Here is a 25,976-nt window from a genome sequence, read left to right as displayed (position 1 = left end):
GAGCCTGTGTCTAACCTTTTGAATTTTGTGGAGTTCTTCATCCTCGTTGCCCTTGGTCTGCTGGCCCTAGGCATTCAGGTGTGGGCCTTTGCCGACTGCTTGCGTACCCCACCGACCGCTTTCGAGCGAGTCTACAAGCGGAACAAGACGTTCTGGACGGCCTTGACTGGTGGTGCCAGCTTCTTTGGCTTCCTCTACATCATTGGCCCCATCATGAATCTGACGGTGCCGCCCATGGGCATGATGATGCTGTTCACTCTTGCGGGCGTCACCGCAGCAGGCGTCTATTTGGCCGATGTTCGTCCGGCCCTGGCCGAGGTACGCGGACGCGGGCGCGGCGGAAACAACCGCGGATCCTCCTGGTAATCTCCTAAGCAGGTGGGCCCGAGTGGGTGAGCCTGATCGGGTGAGCCTGATCAGCGAATGCGAGTGGCCGTCCCGCTCACCTTTATGCCGCCTTGGGCAGGGATGCTGACATGAAGAATGCTGGGCCGTCCCACATGCGCGCCTTGTCGGATGATCACGGTCGACGGTGTTTTTACAGCTCCCAAGCTTCGTAGGTACGCCCCTGTTGATGCGGCGGCAGAACCTGTCGCAGGATCTTCTAAAATCTCGCCCACGGGGAACAAATTTCTGGCAACAAGTTCCATAGCATCGGATCCTTGAGAGCCGGCTTCCGTAGCACCGGTGCTTGAAACCCACAAGACTGTCACGGTCCCTGCCCACCCCTGTTCGTCCATCAAGATCCGAAGTCCGTCCGCATCAAAAACGAAGCCATCAAAGTTGGCTTGCTCTTGGACAACGAGCACTGGATGCGTATTTCCGGCATAGGACAGCGCCGCCGGATATTCCGGATGTAGCTGCGCTGCGTTGAGTGAGAGTAGCCCCAGCAAACGGGACAATACCGTGGGTGAAATCGGGGTGACCGACGGCTCGACGCTCATGAAAGCGGCCGTCATGCCCTTCTCGGAAACGAACGTATCCAGAACTATTTCACCGGCAGAGGTGATCAGAGAAAACGGGCCGGGACCATATTTTTCGGCGAGAGCAACAGCCGTTGCCACCGTGGCGTGGCCACAAAAAGGAACCTCGGCGCCGGGGGAGAAGTAGCGGATCCGGGCACTACGGTTAACATCGAGGCCGCTGGTGAGAAAGGCTGTCTCCGAGTAGCCGACGTCCTTGGCCGTTTGCAGCATCTCTGCATCGCTAAGATCTGCGGCCGCGAGAACCACCCCGGCCATATTTCCTCCGCCGTGACCATCGGCGAAAGCTGCCAAATGGAGAACCTCCGGACGTGTTGCATCGCTCATGGTTTGCTCCGCTCATCACAAGCCGTCGTGGCCGTTCCTAGCTAGTGAAGTCGACGGTTGCGGTTGGGTCAACAGCCGTCCACGCGATGGTCAACTCACCCAAACGCCAACGAGAGGGTGAGCGCACAACCGGCCAGCCGTCGTCGTACATTTTCTGGCACATGCGCAGCCACCGCTGCCGGTTGCCGAAGGATGCCAGGGACGCGCCTGAGAGCCAATGCTTGTCCAGAGCTTGCAGGAAGCCGTGGATTTTTTCGCCCGGCATATTGTGGTGGATCAGGGCTTTGGGGAGCCGTTCGGCAACATCGCTGGGTAACTCGAAGTCGCCAAAACGCAGCGAAATCGTCAGGGATTGGGGTCCGTCAACGCCCAAAGCCACCCAGGTGCTGCGCCGGCCAATCTCATCGCAGGTGCCGTCGATGAAGATGCCTTGTGGGGCAAGTCGGGCGCAGACGGTGTCCCAGATGAGGCGGACATCGGCTTCGTCGTACTGGCGGAGCACGTTGAAGGCGCGCACCATGCTGGCCTGGCCGGGAACAGGAATTTCAAAGCCGCCCACCTGAAAATCGAGTCCCTCATGCTCCAAGGGTTTGGCGATGCGGACACGATCAGGCTCAATTTCAATGCCGGTCACATGTGCTTCGGGGCAGATGGCATGGATGCGTGAATACAGTTCCACAGCTGTTGCGGGGGAGCCGCCGTACCCTAAATCCACCACTAGCGGATTGCTTTCGCACTTCAGCCGCCACGCTTGGGGCCCGGCAAGCCAGCGGTCGACGCGGCGTAGTCGGTTGGGATTGGTGGTGCCGCGGGTGGCGTTGCCAAAAGGCTTGCCGCGTTGTTGCGTGATGCCTTGGGCTGGACCTGCTGAGGGGTTGCTCGAGGAACCCTTGACCCTTTGCGCACGTTGAACCACTAGAAAATTTTATTTCCCGCACGTGACCGGATTTGACGAAACCGCCTTTGCTGCGTTGTGTGACCGGACACATTTGGCGGTGGTGTGCGGTTCATGCCGTGCCGTTTGTGCCGTGCCGGGTCCGCTGCGTGCCGATGCTGTGCCGATGTTGGGCCGCTGCTGTTTGCTGCTGCGCACCGTTCGGTTGTAACCATGCGCCACTCAAGGAGCTGCGCATGGTTGCGGGCAAACCGTACGCAGCTTCAGTGTCGCGTAGTAATTCGAGCCCTCCGGCCCCGCCCGGTAGGATGGAACCATGACTTATACGCTGATTTTGCTTCGCCATGGCCACAGTGAGTGGAACGCCAAGAACCTGTTCACCGGATGGGTGGATGTTGACCTGAACGATCAGGGTCGCGCCGAAGCCGCACGCGGTGGTGAGCTGCTGGTGGAGAACAACCTGCTCCCCGACGTGCTGTACACTTCACTCCTGAAGCGTGCCATCAACACCGCGAACATGGCCCTCGACAAGGCCGACCGCGGCTGGATTCCCGTCAAGCGCGACTGGCGCCTGAACGAGCGCCACTACGGTGCATTGCAGGGCAAGGACAAAGCCCAGACGCTCGCCGAGTTCGGCGAAGAGCAGTTCATGACCTGGCGCCGCAGCTACGACACCGCGCCGCCGGTCCTCTCCGACGACAGCGAGTTCTCGCAGGCGCACGATCCCCGTTACGCCAACTTGGGCGACGCCTTGCCGCGCACCGAGTGCCTCAAGGACGTCCTCATCCGCCTGCTGCCCTACTGGGAATCGGACATCAAGGTTGACCTCAAGGCTGGCAAGACTGTTCTGGTCACCGCACACGGCAACTCGCTGCGCGCCCTCGTCAAGCACCTCGACGGCATCTCCGACGAGGCCATCGCGTCGTTGAACATCCCCACCGGTATCCCGCTGGTTTACGAACTGGACGAGAACTTCGCTCCCATCACCCCCGGCGGCAAGTACTTGGACGCGGACGCAGCAGCCGCCGCCATCCAGGCAGTCGCTAACCAGGGCAAGAAGTAACTAACGCCTAAGAGAGCCGCCGAGGGCCCCGCCGCGAGCTTGCGAGCGGTGGGAGGCGGTGAAGAACGACGGCGGGACGTCACCTTTCACAGGTGACGTCCCGCCGTCGAACTTTAAGCGAGCCCAACTCACGCCCCGGCGCGTGCGCCAAGCAAAAATGCGCCCGTCCCCCACAAATGCGCCCCGTAGATCGGGCGCATTAATGGGGGACGGGCGCATTTTTCAGCTGCGGCCGGCCAGGAATTAGCCGGCTAGGAAATCCTCGGGCTGCCATTCGCCGGTCACCAGGTAGGAGACCTTACGGGCCACGGAGACGCCATGGTCGCCAAAGCGCTCGAAGTAGCGGCTGGCTAGGGTGACATCCACGGTGGTCGCAGCGGAGGCGTCCCACTCCGGGGCTCCCATGACGGTGAACACCGACTTGTGGAGCTTGTTGATCTCAATCTTGGCAGCGGCAATATGACCCACCAGCTCCAAGTCCCGGGAATCCAGCAGCTCGGTGACCTTTTCGGCGATGATGATGTCCAGCCGTGCCATTTCGGCAAACGTTTCCGTCAGCGGCGCCGGGATCACCGGGTTGGGGTAACGCAGGCGGGTCAACTGGGCAATATGACGAGCCAGATCGCCCATGCGCTCCAGCGAAGCGCTCATGCGCAGCGAGCCAACGATCATGCGCAGATCGCTGGCAACCGGGCCCTGCAACGCCAATACGTCAATGGCGCGCTCGTCCAAGTCATTCTGCAGGAAATCGATTCGAGCGTCTGCGGCAATAACTTCCTGGGCGCTCTGGAGATCGGCCGCGGCGAAAGCTGTTGTTGCCTTCTTTACCGCCTCGCCAACCAATTCGGAGATCTCAATAAGCCCCTCACCAATTTGGTGAAGCTCGGCCTGGAATACTTTGCGCACGCGTGGTTCCTTTCAAGGGCAGCCCAAATGGGTCTGTTATGAGTAATAGCATGCCACCCGCACGTGAACGAGACAGCACGCCAAGGTGAACGTTAGTTGAACGGGGACGCTCCCGGCCCCGTTTTGCGCAAATTGCCGCGGCCAGCACATAGGGTTGTGGTGTGGATCCCTTGCTGGTTGGAGTGTCGGCCGGGCTTATTGGCCTGGCCCTTGGTGTTTTTGGCATGCTCGCGTTTAGTATCAGCGAGCGTTCGCGCAAACACACCGTGGACATTGGCGAACCCACTTTGCCTGATGGTGCCGCCGAGGTCCTCTCCGTTGTGGGCAAGGCCTACATTGTTATTGACACGGTCGACGGCGTGGTGCGGGCCAGTCCCGGCGCGTACGCCTTTGGTCTGGTGCGCGGTCATACCGTGGTCCACCAGGAACTGATTGAGCTCGCCCACCGGGTGCGCCGCGCGGGCGTCATTGAAGAACGCGACCTGATCTTGCCGCGCGTCATCTTACCCAGCGCTGCCCATCCTCATCCGGCGCCCCACGGACCATCAAGCACGACGCCGGCTCCCGCAGTAACTAGCGCGGCTGGTACTAGCGCAACCGCCGCCGCGCCCGGAGCAACAGCCCCTGCAGTCACCCCCGTCGAGCAGATCCCCATGCATTGGGCCGCGCCGGGCCAGGGAACTCTGGTCATTCAGGTGCGTGTGGCTCCGTTGGGGGAGGAATACATCCTGCTCCTGGCGGATGACCGCACCGAAATTGCCCGCACCGAAGCTGTCCGCAATGACTTCGTGGCCAACGTTTCGCACGAACTGAAAACGCCAGTGGGTGCCATCTCGCTGCTAGCCGAGGCGCTGGAATCGGCTCCCGAAGATCAGGCCACGGTGCGCCGTTTCGCTTCGCGCATGATGACCGAATCCGCGCGGCTGGCGGCTCTGGTTCAGGACATCATCGAGCTCTCGCGGGTGCAGGGCAAGGATGTGGCTTTGGTTGGCACGAGCGTGGACATAAACGATGTTATTGCCGAGGCCGTGGACCGCACTAGATCGCCGGCGCAGAGCCGGAACATCACCATCGCGCTGGGGCCCCGTAAGCGCGCCGACGTCTATGGTGACCGCTCCCAACTCGTGACCGCGTTGCGCAACTTGATTGACAACGCCGTGCGCTATTCCCCGGAAAACACCCAGGTGGGGATCGGATTGTCGGTGGCTGACGACGTCGTATCTGTCAGTATCTCCGATCAGGGTGACGGTCTGAGTCCCGCGGAGCAGGACCGGATTTTCGAGCGGTTCTACCGGGTCGATACGGCCCGCTCGCGCCACACGGGCGGCACCGGGCTAGGCCTGAGCATCGTCAAGCACATCATCAACAACCATGGCGGCGAGGTGACACTGTGGTCGGCCCCCAAGCTGGGCTCCACGTTCACCGTGCGGCTGCCCCAACTTTCCAACCAAACGTCCGACGTCGGTACGCATCTGCGTAGTGACCGGCACCCCGGATTGATCTAAAGGAGCGCAACGAGCGTGAGCAGAGTTTTGATTGTTGAGGACGAGGATTCCATTAGCGACCCTTTGTCGTTCCTGCTGTCCAAGGAAGGCTATGAGGTCTCCGTTGTAGACAACGGCCTGGACGCACTGGTGGAATTTGAGCGCTCCGGCGCAGATCTGGTCCTGCTGGATCTGCAGCTACCGGGCATGAGTGGAACCGAGGTGTGCAAGCACTTGCGTCAGCGTTCCAGTGTCCCGATCATCATGCTCACGGCCAAGGATTCGGAGATCGACAAGGTGGTGGGGCTGGAATTGGGTGCCGATGACTATGTCACCAAGCCTTATTCTTCCCGGGAGCTCATCGCCAGGATCAGGGCTGTGCTGCGGCGACAGGGCGAGCCCGAAGAGCTCATGGATTCCACCGTGAATGCCGGACCGGTGCGGATGGATGTTGAACGGCATGTGGTCAGCGTACGTGGCGAGAATGTTTCCTTCCCACTGAAGGAATTCGAGCTCTTGGAAATGTTGCTGCGCAATGCTGGCAAGGTCCTCACCCGCGGACAGCTGATCGATCGGGTCTGGGGTTCTGACTATGTTGGCGATACCAAAACGCTCGATGTCCACGTGAAGCGGCTGCGGAGCAAGATCGAACTAGATCCAGCCAGCCCGCGGCATCTCGTCACTGTGCGCGGTTTGGGCTACAAACTGGAACCGTAGCGGTTGAGCCTTTCGTCAAGGCTCTGATGGCGAATTCCATCATTGGCGCCTGCCCGGTACTGACGACTGACGTGACATGTTCCCGAGGATACTGGGCAGCGGCTTTAATGCCGTGTCCCTGGACTTCTTCTGGGGCCTGCACTCCACCGAATCTGGCCAGTTTGATTTCACGGGTATTAGGGACATCAACCTCCTGCTGACCATTGCTGAGGAAGAAGGCCTCTATGTCATCGCTCGCCTCGGCCCGTATATCAACGCGGAAATCTCCATGGGCGGGCTACCGGCTTACTTGACCAAGAACGGTTCACAGTCCCTACGCAGCATGGACCCCGAGGCATCGGCCGAATCACTGAAGTGGCTCGATGCCTCTACCAAGACCGCCGTCAAGCATCAGGTCACTGATGGTGGCGGTTCCATTGTCACCTACTAGGCGGAGAATGAGCTTGTAGAATGTCGGCCAGTCACTAACAAAGGCCGGTAGAAGAACGTCTCCGGGCGGGCACAGGATTCCAATCCAGTGCCCGCCCGGAGTCGCTTATTCCGGGTCAGCGTCCGCGCTGGAAGCACTGCGACCGGATCCAAACTACAGCTGATGCGGTTTCTTGCCCTGCTTCTAGCTTTAACCCGGATCCAAACTGCAGCTGATGCGGCAAAAATCGCGAATTCATCGCGCGATCTGTGATTTGGAATAGGTGGCGGTCGGGTGCTGGCTGTGGGTGGACAAAAAAGTGGGGCCGGTTGTCTCAACGACAACCGGCCCCACTTGCACTTCAGAAAAAACTAGTGCTGCAACAAGATGTGCGCTCCAATAACGGCTGTAACGCGAACTTGCTGAGCTGAACTACAGAATTACGGGGCTACGGTAGCTTCAGCACTAGGTGCGGCGCTGGCGTCCGCAGAAGCTGCAGCAGAAGCCTCGGCGCTGGCGTCAGCAGAAGCTGTGGCGCTGGGCTCTGCGCTGGGAACCAGGTCCTTGTACTCGACCAAGGTGCCATCCAGAACAGGAACCTTCAAGGTTGCGGTCTCGGAACCGGCACCGGATTGGCGAAGTTCAAGGGATTCGATGCTGCCCGGGGCCTGATCCATGGTGCTCAGGATCGACTTATCCGACTTGCTATTCAGGACCAGCGGAATGCCGGGCTCGACGGTGATTTCCGTCTGCGAGCCCTGGGCGCCGCTGATGGTCAAGGTGATGTCTGAATCAGCCTGGTTATAGAAGGTGCCGACAACCCGGCCCGGTCCACCCGCTGCTTCGGAGATGATCAGCACGTTGCGCAGTTCCAGCTGGCCCATATCTAGGCGAACTCCATCAGATGCGGAGTACACCATGGTGGTGCTTTGCTGGTTGATGGCACTGCAACCGGTGAAGGCCATGGCGCCAATGCCGATGGCGGCAATCAGGCTTAAGCGTTGCGCTCGTTTGGTACCGCGAATGCCGGCAGCGATTCTCACGTCAGTAACTCCTCATGGAAAAGACAAAATATCTTTGTCCAGCTTATCCGCAAATTCGCCAAAAGCATGCTTCCGCCGCCGGGGCCTAAACCTGAGCCCGAATAGCGGTGGTGCTCCACTGCACTTTGAGGCTCGATAGTCAAGGGATGGAGAATTCTTACAATTGTTGGAACAATTGCGCCGCCAGCGTAGCTCTGGCCGCCCCTGACCTGCGGAAACTCAAGGGAGTGGCTAGTTAACCGTGGTAAACTAGGAGTATTGGAAAGGGAGAATCCACATGCTTTTTGAGGTCGGCGAGACAGTAGTTTACCCACACCATGGTGCGGCAAAGATCGAAGAGATCAAGATGCGCACTGTCCGGGGTGAAGAGAAGATGTATCTCAAGCTCAAGGTTGCCCAGGGGGATCTGACAATTGAAGTCCCTGCGGAGAACGTTGACCTAGTTGGGGTCCGAGATGTTGTAGGCAAGGAAGGTCTCGCGCACGTTTTTGAAGTATTGCGTGCCGAGTTTACGGAGGAGCCCACTAACTGGTCTCGCCGTTACAAAGCCAACCTGGAAAAGCTTGCCTCCGGTGATGTCATCAAGGTTGCCGAGGTCGTCCGTGACCTCTGGCGCCGTGATCATGACCGCGGCTTGTCTGCCGGTGAAAAGCGCATGCTTGCCAAGGCGCGTCAGATTCTGATTTCCGAGCTTGCCCTGGCGGAAAAGACTGACGAAGACAAGGCAGCAGAAGTGCTGGACGAGGTTCTGGCCTCCTAACGGCCACCAGAAAATCATGCAAACCCCTGCGCCTCTTGGTGTGGGGGTTTTTGCATGGGTGGCCCAAAGTTGTACCGTCTAGACCAAGACCGGGCCCACCGGACTACTGTAGAGAACATGATTGAGGTCAAGACAGGCTCCTGTGCCGTTGTTATTGTTGCAGCCGGTTCCGGGCAGCGCCTAGGCTACGGTGTTCCCAAAGCCCGCGTTCCGGTGGCTGGTCAGCCCATGCTGCTCCATGCGATTCGTGGCGTGGTCAAGGCAGGTGTGGCGGCCCAAATCTGCGTCGCCATTCCGCCCGAGGATACCGAGCTGGTGACCATTTGTGAGACCGCTGCCGAGCTGGCGCAGGCTCAAGGTATCCTTTTCACCGTTGTCGAGGGTGGAGCTGAGCGTTCGGACTCTGTGGCCGCAGCCTTGGCCAGCTTGGCGGAGGGCGTCACCACCGTGATGATTCACGACGCCGCCCGGCCGCTGACGCCGTCGGGAGTCTTCAGCCGCGTAGCAGCAGCCCTGCGCGATGGTGCCAAAGCCGTCATCCCGGCGCTGGCCGTGGTGGACACCATCAAGACCGTGGAACCAGGAACTCTGCCCGCCACGGGCGCTGGCGTGGAGAAGGTGGTGGGCACGCCCACGCGCAGCGTGTTGAGAGCGGTCCAAACTCCCCAAGGATTCGACCTCGCAACCCTGCGCCAGGCTCACGCTCACGCCCTGACACTCAGCGACGACGAGCTAGCAGCCATCACCGACGACGCCATGCTGGTGGAAGCCCTTGGCGAGGACGTGTTCGTGGTGCAGGGCTCAACCCACAGCCTGAAAATCACCTCGCCCACCGATCTGCTGCTAGCCGAGGCACTGCTGGAAGGGCCGCTGCGCCCCCGATGGATTGAAGGCTAAGCCCATGATCTTGCCCCGCACAGGCATCGGCGTCGACACGCACGCCTTCGCCCCCGATCATTCCCCCGCTCCGCTCTGGCTCGCAGGCTTGCTGTGGGAAGGCGAACGCGGACTTAGCGGCCATTCCGACGGCGACGCCGTAGCCCACGCAGCTGCCGACGCCCTATTTTCGGCAGCCGGAGTAGGCGATCTCGGCACCCACTTTGGCACCGACCGCCCCGAATACGCCGGCGCATCCGGTGCGAAATTATTGGGGGAGGCGGCCCGGATTGTGCGTGAAGCAGGCTTTGAGATTGGCAATGTTGCTGTGCAACTCATTGGCAACCGGCCCAAGTTTTCACCCCGCCGTCGCGAGGCAGAAGCCGCCTTGAGCCTTGCCGCCGGAGCGCCCGTATCCGTCAGTGCCACCACCTCCGACGGGTTGGGATTCACCGGCCGCAGCGAAGGCATCACCGCTATTGCCACCGCCCTGGTCATCCAGCACGAGCACCCGTAAATCTTTCTGAAGGGATACCCTAGAGCCGTGACCCTGCGATTCCATGACTCCGCCACCGCCGCCACCCGCGACTTCGTCCCGCTCAAAGAGGGGCAGGTTTCGCTGTACTACTGCGGCGCCACTGTCCAGGGCGAGCCGCACATCGGCCACGTCCGCTCCGCCCTCGCCTTTGACCAGCTGACGCGCTGGCTGCAGACCAGCGGCTACGACGTCACAGTGGTGCGCAACGTGACGGACATTGACGACAAAATTCTCGTCAAGGCCGCCGAAAACAACGAGCCCTGGTGGGGGCTGGCCTACCGCTTTGAGCAGGCTTTCGCTACCGCTTACGAGTCGTTGGGTATTCAGAAGCCCACCTACGAGCCCCGCGCCACCGGCCATATCCCCGAGATGCACGCCCTCATTGCCACGTTGATCGAGCGCGGCCATGCTTACCCGGCCCTGGATGACTCCGGTGACGTCTACTTTGATGTGCGCTCCTGGAAGCAGTACGGCTCCCTTACTCACCAAAATATTGATGACATGCAGGCAGCGCCCGACGCCGATCCCCGGGGCAAGCGCGATCCCCGCGACTTTGCGCTGTGGAAGGGTCATAAACAAGGCGATCCGGAGACTGCCCGGTGGGAGTCTCCGTGGGGCGCCGGCCGCCCAGGGTGGCATCTGGAGTGCTCGGCCATGGTCACCAAATACCTCGGCACCGAGTTTGATATTCACGGTGGTGGCCTGGATCTGCGCTTCCCGCACCACGAGAACGAGATGGCACAGTCGCAGGCTGCCGGCCACGGCTTCGCCAACTTCTGGATGCACAACGGCATGGTCACCTACCAGGGTGAAAAAATGTCCAAGTCCATCGGCAACACCATCAACCCACGCGAAATGCTAGAACTCGCCCGTCCCCTCGTGGTCCGCTACTACCTGGGGCAGGCACACTACCGCTCGGTGCTGGACTACCGTCCGGGCTCGCTCACGGAGGCCGCTGCCGCCGTCGACCGCATCGAGACGTTCGCCAAGGCGGCCCTGGCCCAGCTTTTCCCGGGGAACGATTTTGGCTACATCGGAACCCGTCCGGAGGCGTTTGGCAAGGCCATGGACGACGACCTGAACATTCCTGCCGCCCTCGCCGTGCTGCATGAAACCGTAAGGGCCGGTAACACAGCACTCGCCTCGGGGGACAAGGACGCGCTGCAGGATGCGTTCCTCGCCGTGATGGGTATGACGGATGCATTGGGCATCAACCCGTTGGATGCGCAGTGGCAGCAGGGCAGTGGCTCGGGGGCCGAGCTGACGGCGCTCGACATTCTCGTCAAGGCCCAGCTCGAGGCCCGCGCGCAGGCCCGGGCGGAGAAAAACTGGGCCGAATCGGACAGGATCCGCGACCTGCTGGCAGCAGCCGGCGTCGAGGTTGCAGATTCCGCAACAGGCTCCAGCTGGTCCCTGAAGAAATAGCCCCACAAAAAGCCCCCTCCCACGGACGCTATCGCAGCAATGGTTGAAAATTCACGGACGCTAGCGCAGTGTTCGCGCCAACCCTCCCGCGCCGGGCCTTGCAGAGAAGATGGGGTTTCTAGTGGATGGGCTTTGCCGAGAGAAGATGACAGCCACGGGCAGTGGTGAGAAGTGCCACTTTTTCGTGGATGTGGCGCGGGATTTGCATCGAGGCCGTAAGCTACTAGTTACGGGTTTGTTGTTTCCCGTTATCCGGCGTGCCAAAAATGTGCCCGCTGACGCAATAGTTTGACAGATTAGTTTGACGAACTTCGGTGCCTGTTGTTAGGCGCCGCACCAATCTTAAGGGTTTCACCATGGCCAACAATCCCCGTTCCGGCGCTGTTCGCAAGCTCAAGAAGGGTCCCATCAAGGGCACGGGCGGGCTTGGTCGCAAGGCACTCGAGGGCAAGGGTCCTACCCCTAAGGCTGAAGAGCGTACGTACCACAAAGCGTTCAAGAACAAGGAGCTTGCCGATCGCTCCGCTGCCAAGCGTGCTGGCACCAGCAACTCCCCGCGCCGCAATAGCGGCCCCAAGGGCAAGGCCACCGAAGAGCTCGTGACCGGCCGTAACTCTGTGGTTGAGGCGCTGCGCGCAGGCATCCCCGCAAAGGCGCTCTACGTTGCTGTCCGCGTTGACATGGACGAGCGCGTGCGCGAATCCATCAAGCTGGCCACCGAACGCGGCATCCCCTTGCTCGAAGCCCACAAGCCTGAGCTGGACCGCCTCACCGAAGACGCCATCCACCAGGGCCTAGTACTGCAGATTCCGCCGTACGACTACGAAGATGCGGTAGATAAGGCCAGCGAAATCATCGGCCAGTGGAAAAAGGGCCACATCGCCAACGCCCCGCTGATCGTCGCCCTAGACGGCATCACCGATACCCGCAACCTCGGCGCCATCATTCGTAGCGTTTCGGCGTTCTCCGGCCACGCCGTCATTATCCCGGAGCGTCGCAGCGCCGGTGTGACCGCAGCTGCCTGGAAGACCAGCGCCGGTGCCGCCGTCCGCGTGCCCGTTGCCAAGGCTCCCAACCTGAACCGTGCCATCGGCGCCTTCCAGAAGATGGGATTCTTTGTTCTAGGGCTCGACGGCGACGGCGACGTTTCGCTGCCCGCTCTGGGACTGGCGCAGGAGCCTGTGTGCATTGTGGTTGGCTCTGAGGGCAAGGGCCTGTCCCGCCTAGTGCGCGAAAACTGCGATCAAATTGTTTCCATTCCGATCGACTCGGCCATGGAATCACTCAACGCCTCCATGGCAGTCGGCATCACGCTGTACGAGATCTCTAAGCAACGCTCGGCCCAAAGCTAGCCATGGCTATCACCGTCATTGAGGCGATCAGCACGTTGGGTGCGGCCTTGTCGCGCCACTATCCTCTGGGCGTCAGCTCCATTCCCAGAGAACATGGTCAGACTGCCGCCAATGTGGCGGTGTATTCGCCTGCCTACCGTGATGTGATTTTGTGTTTCCAGCCGCCAGGCGGCGGTTGGAAAGCAGTGCTCTTGGCGGATAAGACCGACGGCGTGCACCACGGTTTGGTGGAAAACATGCCGCCGGGAACGCGCTACGGCTTCTACACGAATATGGATGCCACCCAGGAGGAATTGCTCCTGATTGATCCCGAAGCCGTGCAGCTCTTGCTGGATCCGTATGGCCGGTACATCGATGAGCAGACCGATGCTGACGGCGTGAGCCGGTACCTTTCGGTGCGGATGGATTCGGGCTTTGACTGGGGCACTGTTAAGCGTCCCAACACGCCGTGGCGCGAGACCGTGTTTTACGAAGCCCATGTCAAGGGCCAGACCATGCTCCACCCAGAGGTGCCGGAAGATATTCGCGGAACGTATGCCGGTATGGCGCACCCCGCGATGATTGCGCACCTACAGGAGTTGGGGGTGACCGCCGTCGAACTTTTGCCGGTGCATTTCCACATTGACGAGCCACATCTGCACGGCACGGGCATGACTAATTACTGGGGCTACAACACGCTGGGATTCTTTGCCCCGCATGTCCAGTACGCCAGTGCTGCGGCGCAGGCGGCCGGGCCGCAGGCTGTCCAGGCCGAGCTCAAGGGCATGATCAAGCTGCTGCATATGGCGGGTATTGAAGTGATCCTCGATGTGGTTTACAACCACACGGCCGAGGGTGGCTCCGGCGGCCCGTCGTACAGTTGGCGTGGCCTCGCCGAAGAGCAGTATTACCGTATGCGCGACGGCCAGTATTACGACACCACAGGCTGTGGCAACACCCTGAATTTCAGCAATCCGCACGTCATCAAGATGGCCATGGATTCGCTGCGCTATTGGGTTGAAGAATTCCATATTGACGGCTTCCGTTTCGATCTTGCCGTGTCATTGGCGCGCGACGGCGAGCACGCCTTCAATAACAACCATCCGTTCCTGCTCGCAGCAGCTACCGACGGCGTGCTGGCCTCCACCAAGCTCATCGCGGAACCGTGGGATGTTGGCTACGGTGGCTGGCAGACCGGTAATTTCCCGACCGGTTGGGCCGATTGGAACGATTCCTTCCGTGACAATGTCCGCGATGTCTGGCTCACCGATCGGGCTGCGATGCTGGCCGGGTACCATCACAATGGGCTGGCGAAGTTCGGTGATGCATTGGGCGGGTCGGCTGCGATGTTTGCCGCCTCGGGGCGTAGCCGCATGGCCACGGTCAACTTGATCACGGCCCATGACGGCTTCACCTTGGCTGACCTCACTGCCTACAACCACAAGCACAATGAGGACAATCAGGAAGATAGCCGCGACGGCACCAGCAACAATCGCAGCTGGAACCACGGCGTCGAGGGCATCACCAACAACCCCAACACACTGGCCCAGCGTGCCCGGACCAGCCGCAACCTGATGGCCACCATGCTGCTAGCTTTGGGCGTCCCCATGATCACCGCGGGCGATGAGATTGGCCGCAGCCAAGGTGGAAATAACAACGTTTACTGCCAGGACAATGAGATCGCCTGGGTCGATTGGACCATGGACGACGAGGCCAAGACCATGCTCGCGGCCACCACGCGCCTCTTGAAGATCCGTAAGGATTTCCTCGCCGCCCAGCCCAGCAGTTACCCCACCCGTGGCGGACAAGCCTTCATCCACTGGTTCGGCGCCAATGGCGAGCCGATGACCCCGGAAGCCTGGGGAAATCCGCACGAACGTGTCCTCACCATGCTCATGGGATCCCCGGATGGCGCGGTGGACGGCTTGGTCGTCTTCAACACCGGCATCACGGATGAGGACGTGGTGCTCCCCGCGAACCCGCGCTTCAGTGATCCCGAAAGCGAGATCGCCGGCACGCCGCGGCCCTATATGTTGCGGATGACCACGGAGGCCCCGATTCGGACGGACGACGGCGAACCCACCTTCACGCTGTCCCGTTCGGAACCGCTGATCGAAGCAGGAGACGCCGTGCGCGCCTGTGCAAATACCGTCCAGATTTTCCGGAACGACCTTTCCGGCACGTAGTCCCCACCGGTTCCCACCACAGCCGAGCGGACTATCCGGCCCGGCGAACGCCGGGCCGGATAGTGAGCACGGATTTTTTCGGCGAGGAACGAGCCCTAAAAAATCTTTCTGCGAGCGGCGGACCCGGCGGTAGCCGGACTTGGCGGTAGCTGGGCCGGGCTTTTGGTAGGCTCAGCCACCGGCAGGCTCAATCACCGGGGGTCACATCTTACGCTGTGGTGATCAGCCCCAGCTCGGCCGGGTTAGCCAGTGACGCATGGCGGGGCAGCACCTGAACGCCGTAGCCGAAGTCGCCGGATCGGTCGATCAGCAGATCGGCCGCGTACTGGTACCGGCCACCACCGTTGTCCTGCACCGAGTCCAGCGCCAGGGTCTGTGTTGAACTCAGATCATCGCTTTCTCCGGCCGTGCCGTACACCACGTTGACCTGGACATCCGCGGGGTTCAACGATCCCAACATGATGTGGGCTCGGACCTGCAGGGTTTCACCAATTTGCGGTTCATCTGTGAGCCCGTAGGATTCCACATGTTCCACATGGACTTCCTGCCAAGCGGGCCGGACCCGATCAATCCACGCCGCAAGCTCACGCACCGAGGCGTAGTTTTCGGCCCGGGCAAGCCGCCCAGCCACAGCTGCCGGCTGATACAAACGCTGCACGTATTCGGCCACCATGCGGTTCGCTGAAACGGCCGGCCCCAGGTGGGCGATGGTGTGCTTGATCATGGAAATCCAGTGCGCGGGCAGTCCGCCGTCGTGTGCTTGAGAGGGTCCTGCAGCCCCGGCGGCCGCAGCCACCACTTCGCCGTAGAAGCGCGGCGCAACCTGCGTTTCCAACAATTCGTAGAGGGCGGCGGCCTCGATATCGTCGCGTTCCGTTTCGTCTGCCCCGGTATTGGCCGTCGGGATCGCCCAGCCGTTTTCGCCGTCGTACATTTCATCCCACCAACCATCCATGACGGACAGATTCAGCGAGCCGTTGATGGCGGCCTTCATGCCGGAGGTGCCGCAGGCCTCGAGCGGTCGGAGCGGGTTGTTGAGCCACACATCGCAGCCGGGGAAGAGGGTGCGGGCCATGGCGATGTCGTAGTTGGGCAGGAAGATGATGCGGTGGCGCACCTCGGGATCGTCGGTGAACTGCACCAAATCCTGGATCATTTTCTTGCCGGCGTCGTCCGCGGGGTGCGATTTTCCGGCGATGATGATTTGGATCGGGTGCTCCGGGTGCAGCAGCAGTGCCTTGAGCCGGGCGGGGTCGCGCAACATCAGTGTCAGCCGTTTGTAGGTGGGCACGCGGCGCGCAAAACCAATAGTCAGCACGTCCGGATCCAGGGCGGAATCGGTCCAGGCCAGCTGGGCATCGGCGGCACCGCGCTTCTTCCACGAAGAGCGCAGGCGGGCACGGGCGTCCTCGACCAGGGCAAAGCGCAGGCGCCGGCGCATGGCCCAGACGTCCGCGTCGCTGACCTCGTACACCTTGGACCAATCCGGGCCGTCCACTACCTCGGCGCCAAAGCGGTCCCGCGCCAGCGCGGCCAGCTGCGGGTCAATCCAGGTGGGCACGTGCACGCCGTTGGTGACGGAGGTGATGGGCACATCGGCCACATCGAAGCCCGGCCAGAGACCGGAAAACATGCCGCGCGAGACCACGCCGTGCAGCTTGGCCACGCCGTTCGCGCGCTGGGCCAGGCGCAGTCCCATGACGGCCATATTGAACACCTCGGAGTCGCCGCCGTCGTAATTCTCAGCGCCCAGAGCGAGGATTTCAGGGACCGGAACGCCCGGCGCCAGAGAACCCGCGAAGAAGTGCTCGATCATGCTGCGCGGGAAGCGGTCAATCCCTGCCGGTACGGGGGTGTGCGTGGTGAAAACTGTCGACGCGCGGCCGGCCGCCAGCGCCTCGCTCCACGAAAGCGGCGACGGCGTGATGGCCGGGTCCATGAGTTCGCGGATGCGTTCGATGCCGAGGAAGCCTGCGTGCCCCTCGTTGGTATGGAAAACTTCCGGCGCAGCGGTGCCGGTGAGACGGGCGTGAACGCGCAACGCCTTTACCCCGCCCATGCCCAGCAGCAGTTCCTGCGTCAGACGGTGATCGCCACCGCCGCCGTAAAGCCGATCGGTGACCCCGCGGGCGGCGTCGTCGTTCTCGGCAACATTGGAATCGAGCAACAGCAGAGGGACCCGGCCCACATCGGCACGCCAAACATGCGCGCGCAGCAACCGGTTATCAGGCAACGGAAGGTGAATCTGCACGGGTGTGCCGTCCTCCTCACGCAGCAAGGTCAGCGGCAGGGCGTCAGGATCCAGCAGCGGGTAGCTTTCTTGCTGCCAGGCGTCCTTGGACAACGACTGCTTGAAGTAGCCGGCCTGGTACAAAAGTCCAACGCCGATCAGCGGAACACCCAGATCGGAAGCAGATTTCAGGTGGTCGCCGGCCAGAATTCCGAGTCCGCCGGAGTACTGCGGCAGCACCTCGGTGATGCCGAATTCGGGGGAGAAGTAGGCGATGCATTCCGGAGCATCCGCGCCCAGGCTTTGGTACCAGCGGGGCTGGGACAGGTACTTTTCCAGGCTGCTGGCCGCTGCGGTCACGCGGGCCACCACGTCTGGATCAGCGGCCAATGTCTGCAGCTGTTCGCGCGAGAGGGCGGAGAGCATGGCGAGCGGATCGCGGCGGGATTTTTCCCACAGCTCCGGGCTGAGGGACTCAAATAGGGCGCGGGTGGGCACGTGCCAGGACCAGCGGAGGTTGGTCGCCAACCGGGTCAGCGCGGAGATCTGCGCGGGGACAACAGTGCGGACAGTGAATCTGCGAATTGCCTTCATGCCGGTCACACTAGCCCACTCCGACCGCGCGCTGAGCAAAAATGTGACAAATTCGCTGCTTGTTACGCGCCACGCCCGAAGGCGGCCCCGAACCGGCAATTCCGTCCCCGTATGACGGCCCAACGCGTCTACATGGCGGGCGACCTTAGCAATCTTGGCCGGGAGTCGCTAACGTTCAGTTTGTGAGTACTTCTAAGCCTTCGCGAAATGTGCCCGCCAACGCCGCCGGACGCGCAGCCATGCCTGCCGCCGTCGAAAAATCGAGTACGACGCCGGTCCCCTCGCCTGCCGCTGCACTAATCACCCCCGCTGTGCCCGCCGAAGCAACTGTGCCCACCACAGCAACTGTGCCCGCGGATCCGCAGCAGGGTCTGCGCTTTGGCCGGATTCCCATCACCAACGTCCAGCCCGTTCTTGAAGACGGCAAATTTGCGGCCAAGGCCATCCGCGGCGCCGATGTCCGGGTCAGTGCCGTCATTTTCCGTGAAGGCCACGACGCGTTGGGTGCCACGGCCGTGCTCTTGGCGCCGGATAAGTCTGAAGTCCAGCGCGCCAAGATGACGCCCGGAGCTAAAGGTACCGATTCTTGGGAAGGCGTGCTGACTCCCGTTTTCGAAGGAACGTGGAGCTTCGTCGTCGAAGGCTGGACCGATCTGTTTGCCACCTGGGCCCACAACGCCCAAGTGAAGATCAACGCCGATGTTGATGTTGAGGTCATGCTGGCCGAAGGTGCGCTGCTGCTAGGCAACGCCGCCAAGGAAGCCAAAGCCACCGCACCGGAAGCCGCCAGCGTGTTCAAGCAGGCGTCGGGCACCTTGGCGGATTCGTCCCTGAATACCAATGACCGCCTAGCCGGCGGCACGGGCAAAGAGGTGCGTGCCGCCGTCGAACGTTTCCCGCTGCGCGATCACGTGACGGTAAGCCGCGAATACCCGCTGCTGGTGGAGCGCGATGCCGCCGGACGTGGCGCCTGGTACGAGTTCTTCCCACGCTCGGAAGGCGCACGTCGCAATCCTGAGACGGGGGAGTGGACCAGCGGCAATTTCCGCACGGCTCGCAACCGTCTTCCCGCCGTCGCGGCCATGGGTTTTGACGTGGTGTATCTGCCGCCCATTCACCCCATCGGCACCATCAACCGCAAGGGTCCCAACAATTCGTTGGTGGCCGGGCCACAGGATCCGGGATCGCCGTGGGCGATCGGATCGGCGGCTGGTGGTCACGACGCCATTCATCCGGATCTGGGCTCGCTGGAGGATTTTGCGGCGTTTGTGGCGGCTGCCAATGAGCTGGAGCTAGAGATTGCGCTGGATTTGGCGCTGCAATGCGCTCCGGATCATCCCTGGGCCACGGCGCACCCGGAGTGGTTCACCACTCGAGTCGATGGCACCATTGCGTACGCGGAAAACCCGCCCAAGAAGTACCAAGACATTTACCCGCTAAATTTTGACAACGATCCTGCCGGGCTCAGCGCCGAGATTCTGCGTATTGTCCGGCTGTGGATTGAGCGCGGGGTGCGGATTTTCCGTGTCGATAACCCGCACACCAAGCCGGTCTGGTTCTGGGAATGGCTCATTGGCATCATCAATGCCGAGAGCCCGGATGTGGTGTTCCTGGCTGAGGCTTTCACCCGTCCGGCCATGATGGCCGCGCTGGGGCGGGCTGGTTTTCAGCAGTCGTATAGCTACTTCACGTGGCGCAACACCAAGGAAGAACTCGAAGAGTACCTGGTGCATGTGAGCCGTGAATCGGCAGGGTATTTCCGTCCCAACTTCTTCGTCAACACCCCGGATATTCTCACCGAATACCTGCAGTACGGCGGGCCGGCGGCGTTCAAGATCCGCGCCATCCTCGCCGCTATGGGCAGTCCACTATGGGGCATGTATGCCGGCTATGAGCTCTACGAGCACGTGGCGCGGCCGGGGTCCGAAGAGAACATTGACAATGAGAAGTATGAGTTCAAGGACCGGAACTTTGCCGCGGCCGAAGCTGCCGGGAAATCGCTGGCCCCGTTTGTTACCCTGCTCAATACCATCCGTCGCGCACACCCGGCCCTGCTGGATCTGCAAAACCTGAGCCTGCACAAGAGCTCCAATGATGCTGTGCTGGTGTTTAGCAAACACAAGAACATTGCCGCCACAGCTACTGAGCCTGCCCGCAAGGACACCATCATTGTGGTGATCAATGTGGACCCGCACAGCATGCGTGAAGGCGAAGTGACTCTTGACCTGGATACCCTGGAGCTGGAGGGGCTGTCCCCGGATGGCACGTTCCTGGTGGATGATCTGGTCACCGGTGCCACCTGGAACTGGGGCAAGAAGAACTACTTCCGCCTCGATGCACACCTGGAACCAGCACATATCCTGCACATTAGGAGATGACACATGGCCTTCCCACATGCCAATAGTGCGCCGCAGTTCAACTTGAACGCGCCCGGGTTGGCTCACGACCCGCACTGGTACCGGAAGGCCGTCTTTTATGAAGTGCTGGTGCAGAGTTTTGCCGATGCCAACGAGGACGGGGCCGGGGATTTTTCTGGGCTGATTTCCCGCCTGGACTACCTGCAATGGTTGGGGATCGACTGCCTGTGGGTGCCGCCATTCTTTGATTCGCCCCTGCTCGACGGCGGCTACGACGTCCGCGATTTCACCGCCGTCATGGAAGCCTACGGCACCATCAGAGATTTCAAATCCTTGGTTACCCAGGCGCACGAACGTGGCATGCGGATCATCATCGATCTGCCCATCAACCACACCTCTGACCAGCACCCGTGGTTCAAGGCGTCGCGGGAAAACCCGGAGGGCCCCTATGGCGATTTCTACATGTGGAGCGACACCACTGAGCTATATCAGGACGCCCGAATCATCTTCGTGGACACGGAGGAATCCAACTGGACGTTCGATCCCATCCGTCGCCAATTCTTCTGGCACCGTTTCTTCAGCCACCAGCCGGATTTGAACTTCAAGAACCCCGCTGTCAGGGCCGCCATTTTTGATGTGGTGCGCTTCTGGATGGAACAAGGCATTGACGGTTTCCGCGCCGACGCTATTCCTTATCTGTTCGCCGAGGACGGCACCAACTGCGAGAATCTGCCAGCCACCCACCAGTTCCTGCAGGACTTGCGAGCCATGGTCGACGCCGAGTTCCCCGGCCGGGTGATCATCGCCGAGGCGAACCAGATGCCCCACGAAGTGGTGGATTACTTTGGTACGGAAGAAGTGCCCGAATGTCACATGGCGTTCCACTTTCCCATCATGCCCCGGCTCTACTACGCGTTGCGGGATCAGAAAGCCGCCCCGATCGTGGAGACCATGGCCAACACCCCGGCCATTCCACAGGGCGCTCAGTGGGGAACGTTCCTGCGCAACCATGACGAGCTGACCCTAGAAATGGTGACCCCGTCCGAGCGCGAGGCCATGCTGGGCTGGTACGCCCCGGATTCTCGCATGCGCGCCAACATTGGTATCCGACGCCGGCTGGCACCTTTGTTGGATAACTCTCGCGCCGAGATTGAGCTCATTAACGCACTCCTGCTGGCACTGCCGGGCAGTCCCTTCCTGTACTACGGCGATGAGATCGGCATGGGGGACAACATTTGGCTCGATGACCGGGATGCCTCGCGCACACCCATGCAGTGGAACCCGGATCGGAATGCCGGCTTTTCCAATGCCGACCCGGGCAAGCTCTTCCTGCCGGTGGTGCAATCGCTGGTGTACCACTACAACCACGTCAACGTTGAGGCCCAGACGGCGCACACCAGTTCGCTGCTGCACTGGAACAAACAGATCCTCAAGATCCGCAAAGCCCACCCAGCTTTTGGCCTGGGCCGTTACGACAACGTGGACACCTCACACGAATCCGTGCTGGCTTTCTTGCGCGTGCTGCCCGTGGGCAATGCCGAAGGGGAGGCACCCGAGACCGTCCTGTGCGTATTCAACTTGTCCCAGCACCCCTCCGCAGCCACTCTGAATCTGCCGGGTTTGGCCGGCCGCGGGCTGCGTGATGTTTTTGGTGGCGATATTTTCCCCGGAATTGACGACGGCGGCCACCTCACCTTGACGCTGGGGTCCTACGATTTCTTTTGGTTGCGTGTGCGTTCGCAGTCATCTAACACCCTGTCCACCCAAACACAGGCACTGCCGGTGATTGACGGATCGGAGTTCGGATACTGATGGCGGACACGCTCAAGGACTCTTCAGATCGTTCGGCGCTTTTAGCTCTCTTGGCTTCATGGTTGCCGCGCCAGCGCTGGTACCCCCGCAAGGGCGGGTTGGCGGGCGATTCTCAGCTGGCCCTTGAAGGCGAGCTGGACTTGCCGTCCGCGGACCCGACGGTTCGATTCCGCGTGCTGTTTGTCCGGGTTGGACCGGAGGAATCCAGCCAGTTACTTCAAGTTCCCTTGAGTTTCCATACGACTGAGCAGCCTAAAAGCGCATCTGTGCCAGAAAGAATCCCCGTCGGGTTTGTGGGTCGCCTAGCAGGCTTGAGCGTGTACGACGGTCTAGGGGACCGGGCATTCTTGCAAGCATGGCTGGATTTGCTGGATAACTCTTTCCAAGATGAGGGTTCAAGCGCCTCCGCCATTGTCGCTGCTCGGTTGCACAGCTGGGTGCATCCGCAATGGTCTGATGTGAGTCGGGTCGGATTGGGAGCGGTTTCCAAGGTTCGGGTGGTCGGGACTGAACAGTCCAACAGCTCTGTCATCTTTGAGCTGGGTGGCCGTCCCGTGATTGTAAAAATCTTCAGGGTGTTGCATTCCGGGAACCATCCCGAGCAGGAAATCGGTGTGGCTCTTTCGGGTTTGGCTGACAAAAAAGCAGTTACCCAAGTGCCAGCGCTGCGACTGGCGGTGAAAACTCGGCGAGAAAACACAACCTTGTTCGTTGTCCATGACTTCGTGCCAGCGGCGAGAGATGCTTGGGTCGTTGCCCTGGAAGCGGCCACCGCTGGGAAGGACTTTACGGAGCAGGCTCACGCCATCGGCGAGGCGTTGGCGCAGGTTCATCTTGGATTGGCGCAAAGCCTAGGCGAGCACAGGCAGGATTCGGCTGGTGTTGCTGACTTCATAGGATCCCTGAGTGCGCGGCTACAGGTCAGCTGGGATCTAGTGGGAACTGCTATCGGGCCGTATGGTGAGCAACTCCAGGGTGTTTTAGCTCGACTGAACCAAATAAAGCGATTGCCACCTCTACAACGCATCCACGGCGATCTGCACCTGGGCCAGATCCTGCACCAAGACACGGCTGCGCCGGGCGATGGCTGGCACATTCTGGACTTCGAAGGTGAACCGCTGCGCCCGCTGGCTGAACGCAGCCGGGTGGATGTGGTGCTGCGCGATATTGCCGGCATGCTGCGCTCCTTCGACTACGCCGGAGCGCAGGCTGCGGACACCGGAACAACTTCCCGCGCCGTTGCGGCAGCGTGGGCTGCGAGTAGTTCTGCGGCATTTATTGCTGGATATGACAGCGGATCAGATACGAAAATTGACAAGGATTCGGCGCTATTCATGGCATTGTGGCTGGATAAGGCGCTGTATGAGGTTGCATATGAACTGCAAAACCGGCCCGATTGGGTCTGGGTGCCGGTAAACGCCGTGCGGGAATTGTTTGAAACCAGAGAAAGTGGTGTGGACGTGGGACTTAATAAGCTGGCCCCGATGGCAGTCGACGCGGAAGTCTTGGCAAGAATTTCCGAGGGCACGTACTACGCCCCGCACTCAGTGCTGGGTGCGCATTTAGGCGGTGAGGGTTTCGCCACCATACGTACTCTGCGACATCTGGCAACAGGGGTACAAGTGGTGACAGATTCCGGGGAATACCCAATGACACACGAACACGGGGGAATTTGGGTTGCCGTTGTTCCCGTTGAAAACTCCGGGAAGGTGCCCGATTATCGCTTGGATGTTGGCTACGCCGACGGCGTGCTCCGCTGCGATGATCCCTACCGATACCTGCCCACGGTGGGCGAATTGGACATGCACCTGATTGCGGAGGGTCGCCACGAGACGTTGTGGACTGTCCTTGGAGCCCATGTCCAGCGCTACCACTCACAGCTGGGTGAGGTATCAGGAGTGAGTTTTTCCGTCTGGGTACCTGGCGTCCAGGCTGTGCGTGTCATTGGCGGGTTCAACAGCTGGGATGGGCGCGCCCATGCCATGCGCAGCCTAGGCGGCAGTGGCATCTGGGAACTTTTCATCCCAGACATTGCTGCTGGCGAATGCTACAAGTTTGAGATTCTCACTGAGAACGGGCAGTGGCTGCAAAAAGCGGACCCCATGGCCTATGGCACCGAAGTGCCACCCTTGACGGCGTCGTGCGTTGTGGAATCAACGTATGCCTTCCAAGATGGTGACTGGATGGCGCAGCGAGCCAAGTCCGATCCGCACAACGCGCCCATGAGCGTTTATGAAGTCCATCTGGGATCGTGGCGGCCGGGCCTGAGCTACGTCGAACTGGCCAAGGAATTGGTCGAGTACGTGCAGTGGCTGGGCTTCACACATGTTGAGCTGATGCCTGTTTCGGAGCACCCTTTTGGTGGTTCGTGGGGATACCAGGTCACCTCGTACTACGCGCCAACCTCGCGTTTCGGTCACCCTGACCAGTTCCGGCACCTTGTTGATGCCCTGCACCAAGCGGGTATTGGTGTGATCATGGATTGGGTTCCGGCTCATTTCCCCAAGGATGAATGGGCGCTGGCCAAGTTCAATGGAGTGGCGCAGTATGAACACGCCAACCCCCAACTGGGAGAACACCCGGACTGGGGCACGTTGATCTTTGATTTTGGCCGTAATGAGGTGCGTAACTTCCTGGTCGCCAACGCACTTTACTGGTTTGAGGAGTTCCACATCGACGGGCTGCGTGTGGATGCCGTAGCCTCCATGCTGTACCTGGACTATTCGCGTGATGATGGCGCATGGAGCCCCAACCGCTTCGGTGGTCGGGAGAACTTGGAAGCCATCAGCTTCCTGCAGGAAATGAACGCAACCGCTTATCGGCGCAACCCTGGAATTGTCACCATCGCCGAAGAATCCACAGCGTTCCCGGGAGTTACTGCGCCCACCAGTGGTGGAGGGCTGGGCTTCGGCATCAAGTGGAACATGGGCTGGATGCACGATTCGCTGACCTACATGGCAGAGGATCCCATCAACCGAGGCTGGCATCACAACCAAATCACCTTCTCCCTGGTCTACGCGTTTACGGAAAACTTCATGCTGCCCATCAGTCATGATGAGGTGGTGCACGGTAAGGGCTCATTGCTCCGCAAGATGCCAGGGGACAGATGGCAGCAATTGGCCAACCTGCGGGCCTACCTTGCGTTCCAGTGGGCGCATCCCGGTAAGCAGCTGATCTTTATGGGAACCGAGTTCGGTCAGGAAGCTGAATGGAGTGAACAGCACGGGCTGGATTGGTGGCTGGCAGAGAACCCGGCCCACAGCGGCATTCAGGAATTGGTCAGGGACTTAAACCAAAGCTATGCCGGCACCCCGGCACTCTACGAGCTGGACAATGTTTCCGAGGGCTTCACCTGGCTCAACGGAGGCGACACAGAAAACAATGTGCTCTCCTTCGTTCGCTGGGACAAGTCCGGTAACCCGCTGGTGTGCATCATCAACTTCTCCGGTGTTGCCTATGAGGGCTACCGGGTGGGCTTGCCGCAGCTCGGTGGATGGGAAGAAGCTCTCAACACAGACCTTTCTGTCTATGGCGGTTCTGATGTACGCAACATTGGCGAGCTTACGGCTGAAGATCTCGCGTGGGATGGTCAGGAAGCCTCGCTGCGCTTGCGAGTTCCGCCCCTGGGCGCCCTCTACCTGGTGCCGAAGGGCCCCTCTGCTCGCTAACTTCCGGACATCTTCTGGACACCTGCCTGTTGTTTTGTGTTCACAGCAGGCAGGTGCTATTGTTAGTACTCCGCTGAACGAATGGTTCAGATCCGGAACTAGACAAACTCATGTGGCCTTGAAAATAGGCCCGATGATGCGTGTTCAAATGCAAGTTTGAATGCAGTCGATATCATGGATTTGACTTCCAGGAAGTCATGCGGGTAAGCTTGAAAAGTTGCCTCGGCACTGATCGTCATGGATTGTTTGTTGGTTTGTGGTGTGTTGGCTGGGTGTGGTTGTTGTTTGAGAACTCAATAGTGTGCCAAGTTTTATTGATACCAATTTATTTATATTGAATTGGTTATTTGGTTGTGTGTTGCCGCCCCTGTG

General features: G+C 60.5%; 19 protein-coding genes. 14 read left to right on the top strand and 5 right to left on the bottom strand.

The genetic code is table 11. The annotated features are described in order from the left end of the window. The first annotated feature begins 6 nt into the window (after positions 1-6). Entirely contained in the window at positions 7-366 is a 360-nt protein-coding gene (locus AB0P14_RS10575) for a DUF2516 family protein (RefSeq protein ID WP_363841500.1), read from the top strand. A 50-nt stretch (positions 367-416) separates the two neighbouring features. Here AB0P14_RS10575 and AB0P14_RS10570 read toward each other — a convergent pair whose 3' ends face one another. Continuing rightward, positions 417-1,310, bottom strand: coding sequence for a PhzF family phenazine biosynthesis isomerase (locus AB0P14_RS10570; RefSeq protein WP_363841497.1), 894 nt, complete (start codon positions 1,308-1,310; stop codon positions 417-419). 37 nt (positions 1,311-1,347) lie between these two features. Then, positions 1,348-2,160 carry a class I SAM-dependent methyltransferase gene (locus AB0P14_RS10565; RefSeq protein ID WP_363842164.1) on the bottom strand — a complete coding sequence of 271 codons (813 nt, stop codon included), beginning with the start codon at positions 2,158-2,160 and terminating at the stop codon, positions 1,348-1,350. A gap of 361 nt (positions 2,161-2,521) precedes the next feature. On the opposite strand from AB0P14_RS10565, the gene AB0P14_RS10560 reads away from it, so the two are divergent. Further along, positions 2,522-3,268, top strand: a complete 747-nt coding sequence (locus AB0P14_RS10560) for a phosphoglyceromutase (protein ID WP_363841494.1) — start codon at positions 2,522-2,524, stop codon at positions 3,266-3,268. A 243-nt stretch (positions 3,269-3,511) separates the two neighbouring features. Here AB0P14_RS10560 and phoU read toward each other — a convergent pair whose 3' ends face one another. After that, the gene (phoU, locus tag AB0P14_RS10555) at positions 3,512-4,174 is read right to left on the bottom strand and encodes a phosphate signaling complex protein PhoU (RefSeq protein WP_363841491.1); all 663 of its coding nucleotides are present in this window, start codon (positions 4,172-4,174) and stop codon (positions 3,512-3,514) included. 170 nt (positions 4,175-4,344) lie between these two features. Between phoU and AB0P14_RS10550 the strand changes: the two genes are divergently transcribed. The 3 genes from AB0P14_RS10550 (at position 4,345) to AB0P14_RS10540 (ending at position 6,805) form a co-directional block, all read left to right on the top strand. Continuing rightward, entirely contained in the window at positions 4,345-5,679 is a 1,335-nt protein-coding gene (locus tag AB0P14_RS10550) for an ATP-binding protein (RefSeq protein ID WP_363842161.1), read from the top strand. Between the two features lie 15 nt (positions 5,680-5,694). Beyond that, the gene (locus AB0P14_RS10545) at positions 5,695-6,375 is read left to right on the top strand and encodes a response regulator transcription factor (protein WP_363841488.1); all 681 of its coding nucleotides are present in this window, start codon (positions 5,695-5,697) and stop codon (positions 6,373-6,375) included. Between the two features lie 76 nt (positions 6,376-6,451). Next, the gene (locus tag AB0P14_RS10540) at positions 6,452-6,805 is read left to right on the top strand and encodes a beta-galactosidase (RefSeq protein ID WP_363841485.1); all 354 of its coding nucleotides are present in this window, start codon (positions 6,452-6,454) and stop codon (positions 6,803-6,805) included. A 419-nt stretch (positions 6,806-7,224) separates the two neighbouring features. Here the strand turns inward: AB0P14_RS10540 and AB0P14_RS10535 are convergent, their stop codons facing one another. Continuing rightward, positions 7,225-7,827, bottom strand: coding sequence for a hypothetical protein (locus AB0P14_RS10535; RefSeq protein WP_363841482.1), 603 nt, complete (start codon positions 7,825-7,827; stop codon positions 7,225-7,227). Positions 7,828-8,104: 277 nt separating this feature from the next. On the opposite strand from AB0P14_RS10535, the gene AB0P14_RS10530 reads away from it, so the two are divergent. The 6 genes from AB0P14_RS10530 to glgX all read left to right on the top strand — a co-directional run bounded on the left by AB0P14_RS10530 (position 8,105) and on the right by glgX (position 14,943). After that, on the top strand, positions 8,105-8,587 hold the full coding sequence (locus AB0P14_RS10530; RefSeq protein WP_363841479.1) for a CarD family transcriptional regulator: 483 nt from the start codon (positions 8,105-8,107) through the stop codon (positions 8,585-8,587). A 117-nt stretch (positions 8,588-8,704) separates the two neighbouring features. Beyond that, entirely contained in the window at positions 8,705-9,484 is a 780-nt protein-coding gene (ispD, locus tag AB0P14_RS10525; RefSeq protein WP_363841477.1) for a 2-C-methyl-D-erythritol 4-phosphate cytidylyltransferase, read from the top strand. A gap of 4 nt (positions 9,485-9,488) precedes the next feature. Next, a complete protein-coding gene (gene ispF, locus AB0P14_RS10520) occupies positions 9,489-9,980 on the top strand; it encodes a 2-C-methyl-D-erythritol 2,4-cyclodiphosphate synthase (protein WP_363841474.1) in 492 nt (163 codons plus the stop codon). A 27-nt stretch (positions 9,981-10,007) separates the two neighbouring features. Next, positions 10,008-11,426, top strand: a complete 1,419-nt coding sequence (cysS, locus tag AB0P14_RS10515) for a cysteine--tRNA ligase (protein ID WP_363841471.1) — start codon at positions 10,008-10,010, stop codon at positions 11,424-11,426. A 356-nt stretch (positions 11,427-11,782) separates the two neighbouring features. Beyond that, positions 11,783-12,778: a 23S rRNA (guanosine(2251)-2'-O)-methyltransferase RlmB gene (gene rlmB, locus AB0P14_RS10510; RefSeq protein WP_363841468.1), complete on the top strand. Its 996-nt coding sequence runs from the start codon at positions 11,783-11,785 to the stop codon at positions 12,776-12,778. A gap of 2 nt (positions 12,779-12,780) precedes the next feature. After that, positions 12,781-14,943, top strand: coding sequence for a glycogen debranching protein GlgX (glgX, locus tag AB0P14_RS10505; RefSeq protein ID WP_363841466.1), 2,163 nt, complete (start codon positions 12,781-12,783; stop codon positions 14,941-14,943). Between the two features lie 208 nt (positions 14,944-15,151). Here glgX and glgP read toward each other — a convergent pair whose 3' ends face one another. Beyond that, positions 15,152-17,767 carry an alpha-glucan family phosphorylase gene (gene glgP / locus AB0P14_RS10500; RefSeq protein ID WP_363841463.1) on the bottom strand — a complete coding sequence of 872 codons (2,616 nt, stop codon included), beginning with the start codon at positions 17,765-17,767 and terminating at the stop codon, positions 15,152-15,154. 239 nt (positions 17,768-18,006) lie between these two features. Here glgP and AB0P14_RS10495 point away from each other — a divergent pair, with 239 nt between their 5' ends. From AB0P14_RS10495 to glgB, 3 genes are read left to right on the top strand one after another with little or no spacing between them, the layout of a single operon-like run. After that, the gene (locus tag AB0P14_RS10495) at positions 18,007-20,145 is read left to right on the top strand and encodes an alpha-1,4-glucan--maltose-1-phosphate maltosyltransferase (RefSeq protein ID WP_363842158.1); all 2,139 of its coding nucleotides are present in this window, start codon (positions 18,007-18,009) and stop codon (positions 20,143-20,145) included. Between the two features lie 3 nt (positions 20,146-20,148). Next, positions 20,149-21,936: a maltose alpha-D-glucosyltransferase gene (gene treS / locus AB0P14_RS10490; protein WP_363841460.1), complete on the top strand. Its 1,788-nt coding sequence runs from the start codon at positions 20,149-20,151 to the stop codon at positions 21,934-21,936. Next, on the top strand, positions 21,936-25,604 hold the full coding sequence (glgB, locus tag AB0P14_RS10485) for a 1,4-alpha-glucan branching protein GlgB (protein WP_363841457.1): 3,669 nt from the start codon (positions 21,936-21,938) through the stop codon (positions 25,602-25,604). Before treS ends, glgB begins: the two co-directional genes overlap by 1 nt. Positions 25,605-25,976 lie beyond the last annotated feature (372 nt).

The organism is Specibacter sp. NPDC078709, from assembly GCF_040686795.1.
Lineage (GTDB): Bacteria > Actinomycetota > Actinomycetes > Actinomycetales > Micrococcaceae > Specibacter.
This window is presented reverse-complemented; position numbering and strand designations above follow the sequence as displayed.

What these genes read in the sequence shown, in the direction of transcription:
- AB0P14_RS10570 (WP_363841497.1), bottom strand. Translation starts at nt 1,310, where the DNA reads ATGAGCGATGCAACACGTCCGGAGGTTCTCCATTTGGCAGCTTTCGCC.
- AB0P14_RS10560 (WP_363841494.1), top strand. Translation starts at nt 2,522, where the DNA reads ATGACTTATACGCTGATTTTGCTTCGCCATGGCCACAGTGAGTGGAAC.
- AB0P14_RS10540 (WP_363841485.1), top strand. Translation starts at nt 6,452, where the DNA reads ATGTTCCCGAGGATACTGGGCAGCGGCTTTAATGCCGTGTCCCTGGAC.
- AB0P14_RS10530 (WP_363841479.1), top strand. Translation starts at nt 8,105, where the DNA reads ATGCTTTTTGAGGTCGGCGAGACAGTAGTTTACCCACACCATGGTGCG.
- ispD (WP_363841477.1), top strand. Translation starts at nt 8,705, where the DNA reads ATGATTGAGGTCAAGACAGGCTCCTGTGCCGTTGTTATTGTTGCAGCC.
- ispF (WP_363841474.1), top strand. Translation starts at nt 9,489, where the DNA reads ATGATCTTGCCCCGCACAGGCATCGGCGTCGACACGCACGCCTTCGCC.
- rlmB (WP_363841468.1), top strand. Translation starts at nt 11,783, where the DNA reads ATGGCCAACAATCCCCGTTCCGGCGCTGTTCGCAAGCTCAAGAAGGGT.
- glgX (WP_363841466.1), top strand. Translation starts at nt 12,781, where the DNA reads ATGGCTATCACCGTCATTGAGGCGATCAGCACGTTGGGTGCGGCCTTG.
- glgP (WP_363841463.1), bottom strand. Translation starts at nt 17,767, where the DNA reads ATGAAGGCAATTCGCAGATTCACTGTCCGCACTGTTGTCCCCGCGCAG.
- AB0P14_RS10495 (WP_363842158.1), top strand. Translation starts at nt 18,007, where the DNA reads ATGCCTGCCGCCGTCGAAAAATCGAGTACGACGCCGGTCCCCTCGCCT.
- treS (WP_363841460.1), top strand. Translation starts at nt 20,149, where the DNA reads ATGGCCTTCCCACATGCCAATAGTGCGCCGCAGTTCAACTTGAACGCG.
- glgB (WP_363841457.1), top strand. Translation starts at nt 21,936, where the DNA reads ATGGCGGACACGCTCAAGGACTCTTCAGATCGTTCGGCGCTTTTAGCT.